This window comes from Paenarthrobacter sp. CM16 (assembly GCF_013179505.1).
Lineage (GTDB): Bacteria > Actinomycetota > Actinomycetes > Actinomycetales > Micrococcaceae > Arthrobacter.
The window spans coordinates 1-5289 of the sequence record NZ_JABMCX010000308.1 but is presented as its reverse complement, the minus strand read 5'-3'; the positions used below and the strand labels follow the sequence as shown (position 1 = coordinate 5289).

General features: G+C 64.4%; 6 protein-coding genes. All 6 read left to right on the top strand.

Annotated features, from left to right (window positions below; all coding sequences use genetic code 11):
- On the top strand, positions 1-210 hold a 210-nt coding region (locus HP499_RS20340; RefSeq protein WP_172325949.1), incomplete at its 5' end, for a chlorite dismutase family protein.
- A complete protein-coding gene (locus HP499_RS20335; protein ID WP_172325948.1) occupies positions 207-1430 on the top strand; it encodes a ferrochelatase in 1224 nt (407 codons plus the stop codon). The genes HP499_RS20340 and HP499_RS20335, both read left to right, overlap by 4 nt.
- A complete protein-coding gene (gene hemC, locus HP499_RS20330) occupies positions 1427-2425 on the top strand; it encodes a hydroxymethylbilane synthase (RefSeq protein ID WP_172325947.1) in 999 nt (332 codons plus the stop codon). Before HP499_RS20335 ends, hemC begins: the two co-directional genes overlap by 4 nt.
- Entirely contained in the window at positions 2412-3290 is an 879-nt protein-coding gene (locus HP499_RS20325) for a uroporphyrinogen-III synthase (RefSeq protein ID WP_172325946.1), read from the top strand. Before hemC ends, HP499_RS20325 begins: the two co-directional genes overlap by 14 nt.
- Positions 3287-4267 carry a porphobilinogen synthase gene (gene hemB / locus HP499_RS20320; RefSeq protein WP_172325945.1) on the top strand — a complete coding sequence of 327 codons (981 nt, stop codon included), beginning with the start codon at positions 3287-3289 and terminating at the stop codon, positions 4265-4267. The genes HP499_RS20325 and hemB overlap by 4 nt, the downstream gene beginning before the upstream one ends.
- On the top strand, positions 4267-5289 hold a 1023-nt coding region (locus tag HP499_RS20315), incomplete at its 3' end, for an LLM class flavin-dependent oxidoreductase (RefSeq protein WP_172325944.1). The genes hemB and HP499_RS20315, both read left to right, overlap by 1 nt.

Genomic DNA, 5289 nt, shown 5'->3' with positions numbered 1-5289 from the left:
TTCCCGCAGGTCATCTCCAATACTGTTTCCTCCTTCGCGCTGGGTGACTGGGAATGGATCCTTGGTCTCGAGGCGCCGGAACTCGTGGACCTGGTGGACCTGATGCGCCACTTGCGTGCCACCGAAGCGCGCCACCACGTTCGCGAAGAAATCCCCTTCTACACCGGACGCCGTGTCACGGCCGCCGAAATTGCCGAGGTGCTCGCATGATCCAGCCCGTTATCTCCACAGCACCGAACGCCATCACTGAGCGCGGGCGCCAGGAGCCCAAGCGCTACGACGCCGTACTGCTGGCGTCCTTCGGTGGTCCCGAAGGCCAGGATGACGTCATTCCGTTCCTGCGCAACGTCACCCGCGGCCGCGGCATCCCCGATGAGCGGCTCGAAGAGGTCTCGCACCACTACCGCGCCTTTGGTGGCATCAGCCCCATCAACCAGCAGAACCGTGAATTGAAGGCCGCCATCGAGGCCGAACTGGCCCGCCGCGGCATTGAACTGCCGGTTCTTTGGGGCAACCGGAACTGGGATCCGTACATCGCCCCGGTCCTCCAGGACGCCTACGACGCCGGACACCGCCGGCTGCTGATGCTCACCACCAGCATCTACTCCTGTTACTCCAGCTGCCGCCAGTACCGCGAGGACATTGGCGTTGCCCTGACGGAGACCGGGCTGGACGGCAAGCTCCAAGTGGACAAGATCCGCCAATACTTCGACCACCCCGGTGTGGTCCAGCCCTTCCTGGAGGGTGCCTCTGCGGGCTTGGAAGAGATCCGTGGCAAGCTCGCTGCCGCCGGTGAGGCTGACCCGGATTCCAAGATCCGTGTCCTGTTCGCTACGCACTCCATCCCTACGCGGGATGCTGAGGCAGCTGGACGGTCCGAGGACGAGCCCCGCGAATTTGCCGAGGGTTCCGCTTATGCCGCCCAGCATTTGGCCAACGCCAAAGCCATCATGGATGTGGTGGCCCCCAACGTGGCCTGGGACCTGGTGTACCAGTCGCGTTCCGGCGCCCCGCACATTCCTTGGCTCGAGCCGGACATCAATGACCACCTCGAGGAAATTGCCCCTCAAGGCGTCCGTGGTGTGGTGATAGTTCCCCTCGGCTTCGTCAGTGATCACATGGAAGTTGCCTGGGACCTCGACACCGAGGCACTGGAAACCTGCAAGAACCTGGGTGTCGAAGCAACCCGTGTTCCCACCCCGGGTACGCATGCGGCGTTTGTCTCGGGACTGGTGGACCTGATCTGCGAACGCACGGTGGAAAACAACATCGCCGAGCGTCCCCACGTCACGGACCTCGGAGCCTGGTATGACGTCTGCCGTCCCAACTGCTGCGAGAACTTCCGCGGGGCCAAACCCGTTATCTCCGAAGTTGGCACCACAGTGGGTATCGGCCACGACCCCTACCCGGCTACGGAGGCTGCCAAGTGACCGTACGCATCGGCACCAGGGCCAGCAAGCTGGCCCTGACGCAGACGCAGCAGACTGCGGATCAATTGGCCGCCCTCGGCGGTTTCCCTGTGGAGCTGGTGCACATCAAGACCGAGGGCGACGTCAAAACAGGTTCCCTCTCCCAAATGGGCGGCACGGGCGTGTTCGTCGCGGCCTTGCGGGATGCCTTGCTCGCTCAGACGTGCGACGTCGCCGTGCACTCCTTGAAGGACCTGCCCACGGGGGCTGCACCCGGGCTCAGCATTGCCGCAACACCCAAGCGGGTGGATGTCCGTGACGTCCTCTGTGCACGCGATGGCCTGACGCTCGCCGAGCTGCCGGGCGGAGCCAAAGTGGGCACAGGCTCACCCAGGCGTGCCGCTCAGCTTCGTGCGGCACGTCCGGACATAGAGGTCCTGGATATCCGTGGGAATGTGGACACACGCCTTGGCCGCGTCCCGGGCTTGCCGGGAAACACCACCCATGAAGTAGTCCCGGGCAAGTCCTGCGACCTCGATGCCGTGGTGTTGGCCGCTGCGGGCTTGCAGCGCATGGACCGGCTGGACACTGTCAGCGAGTTCTTCGAATCCGACGTCATGTTGCCTGCCCCCGGGCAGGGGGCTTTGGCCATTGAGTGCCGTACGGAAGACGCTCCCCGCACGGCAGGGTCCACGGATGGCTCCAATGGCGTCCTGGCCCAGGCCCTGGCAGCACTTGACGACGACGACACCCGCTTGGCCGTGACGGCCGAGCGCGCCGTATTGGCCAGGCTCGAAGCGGGCTGCGCTGCTCCGGTAGGTGCCTACGCTTTCCGCAAGGGCAGCATGCTGTACCTCGAAGCAGTGGTCTGTGCCGTGGATGGCACCAAGACCGTCCGCGTGAAGAAGGCCACCGACGGCCTCACCGAAGTGGGTGCCACCTTGCTCGGCATCGAAGTGGCTGAGCTGTTGCTCGCTGCCGGCGCCGCGGAAATTGCGGACCTTGCCGCATCCTGAACAGCATGATCGCCAGGGGTTGACCGGTCGGCGCATCCTGATCACCAGGAGCGCCGATCGGGCACAGCCGCTGGTGTCACTCCTCAACAACCTCGGCGCCGCACCCTTGGTGCTGCCACTGATCGATTTTGAACGGGCCAAGGACCAGGCAACCCTGGATGCCGTTCTTGACCGGTTGGCAACCGGCGGCTTCGATTGGCTGGTCATCAGCAGCATTACCAGCGCCAAGGTCCTTCTTGAGAAGGCTGCCGAGAGGGGAACCACACCGGCCGGGCTGGTCCCGGCCGCTACACGCGTGGCCGCCATCGGGCCGTCATCGGTCAAGGTGCTCGAATCCATCGGGCTCTCCGTCCACCTTGCACCCACCGAGCGTCAGTCCGCCGATGGCCTGGTGGAGCTGTGGGAACCAGCGCCGGAACGGGTCCTCCTGCCTCAGGCCGACATCGCTGCACCCGGGCTTCGTGAAGGCCTGGCCGCCAAAGGCGCGGACGTAACCTCCGTCATTGCCTACCACACCGTGGACTACCCGGCCCGGGCGGAACTGCGCCTGAGAGCGGAACTGCCCGACGTCGTCGTGCTTAGCGGGAACGGCGTGCCGCCCACGCTCAGCCCTGCAGAGGCGCGGTCCGCGCTGGACACCGGAACGCTGGACGCCGTGGTGGCTGCCTCTCCCAGCGCTGCGCGCCGCATCGCCGAATCCTTGTTGCCACTGGGCACGTGCAGGCTGATCGCCATAGGACGTCCGACGGCGGCTGAAGCTTCCCGCTTGGGGCTCACCGTAGCTGCGGTCGCCAAAGACCCCACCCCGGACGGCATAGTGGCCGCCCTGGAAACTGTTTTCGCCAACGAAGGGAACCCGCAATGAGCTTTCCGAACCATCGTCCCCGCCGTCTGCGCACCACTCCCGCCATGCGCAGGCTCACCGCTGAGAACCGGCTGGCACCTGCCGACCTCATCCTCCCGGCCTTCATCCGGGAGGGCCTCACCGAGCCGAGCCCCATCAGCTCCATGCCGGGAGTCGTCCAACACACCACTGACTCCCTGAAACGCGCTGCCGCCGAAGCTGTGGAGCTCGGAGTGGGCGGCATCATGCTGTTCGGTGTGCCCGCCGTGCGCGATGCCCAAGGCACCGCTTCACTGGACCCGGAAGGTGTCCTGAACAAGGCCATCCGCGACGTCAAGGCGGAGGTAGGAGATGACCTGGTCATCATGGGCGACGTTTGCCTGGACGAGTTCACCGATCATGGACACTGTGGAGTCCTCGACTCCGAAGGCTATGTGGACAACGATGCCACCCTGGAGATCTACGGCCGGATGGCCGTGGCCCAGGCAGATGCCGGAGCGCACGTGTTGGGACCGTCGGGAATGATGGACGGCCAGATCGCCGTCATTCGCCAGGCGTTGGAAGAATCCGGCCACAAGAACACCGCTGTCCTTGCCTACGCTGCCAAATACGCGTCAGCCTTCTACGGCCCGTTCCGTGAGGCGGTTGATTCCCAACTCAAGGGTGATCGCCGGACCTACCAGATGGATGCAGCGAACCGCCGCGAAGCCATCCTGGAAGTGGAACTGGACCTCGAAGAAGGCGCCGACATGGTCATGGTCAAACCCGCCATGAGCTACCTCGACATCCTTGCCGACGTGGCGGCCATGAGCCCCGTGCCCGTCTCGGCCTACCAAATCTCCGGTGAGTACGCCATGATCGAAGCGGCTGCAGCCAACGGCTGGATCGACAGGCGCGGTGCCATCACCGAGTCCGTCCTGGGGATCAAGCGTGCCGGAGCCGATACCGTGCTGACCTACTGGGCCTCCGAACTGGCGGGCTGGCTGAAGGAGTCCTGATGACATCCGTTCCCTCCGATCCCGCGGCGCCGGTAGCAGCCAATGAGATTCTCCTGGGCCTGAACACCTTTGGTGACGCCGGGGTCGACTCCGACGGAAACCCCAAGGAACACGCCCGCGTACTGCGCGAGCTGCTCGAGGAAGCAAAACTGGCTGATGCCGTCGGTATCCATGCCTTCGGGGTGGGAGAGCACCATCGCCGGGACTTCGCAGTATCCGCGCCGGAGGTCTTCCTCGCAGCCGCCGCCGCAGTGACCTCCCGAATCAGACTGGGCTCAGCCGTCACAGTGCTGAGCTCAGATGATCCCATTCGCGTTTTCCAGCGATTCTCCACCGTGGATGCGCTGTCCAACGGCAGGGCCGAGGTGATGCTCGGAAGGGGTTCGTTCGTCGAATCCTTCCCGCTGTTCGGCCTTGACCTGGCAGACTACGAAGTCCTGTTCGAGGAAAAGCTGGAGCTCTTCGACAAGGTCCGTGCGCAAAAGCCGGTTCACTGGGAAGGCCGCACCCGTCCCAACGTCAACGGGCTGCAGGTGTACCCGAAATTGCAGCATCACCTGCTGCCCACCTGGATTGGTGTGGGCGGAACACCGGAGTCCGTCCTTCGTTGCGCGGAATACGGCTATCCGATCATTTTCGCCATCATCGGGGGAGAACCCCGCCGCTTTGCCCCCTTGGTCAACCTTTACCGTGAGGCGATGGCAAAGTACGGGCACCCCATGCGGCAGATCGCAACACATTCGCCCGGGTTCATCGCCGATACTGATGAGGCTGCGCGGGAGGAGCTCTTCCCGCATTGGCTTGACCAACGGAACAGGATCGGTGCCGAACGCGGCTGGGGCCCCGGCAACCGCAGCGAATTCGACGCCATGTGCGGTCCCGAAGGCGCACTGTATGTGGGATCCCCGGAGACTGTGGCGCAAAAGATCGTCCTGCTCAAACGCAACCTGGGCGTAGACCGCTTCGACCTCAAATACAGCAATGGGACCCTGCCGCACCAGTCCATGATGCGTTGCATCGAG

Excerpts from the sequence above, each read along its gene's own strand:
- HP499_RS20335 (WP_172325948.1), top strand. The coding sequence starts at position 207 with ATGATCCAGCCCGTTATCTCCACAGCACCGAACGCCATCACTGAGCGC.
- hemB (WP_172325945.1), top strand. The coding sequence starts at position 3,287 with ATGAGCTTTCCGAACCATCGTCCCCGCCGTCTGCGCACCACTCCCGCC.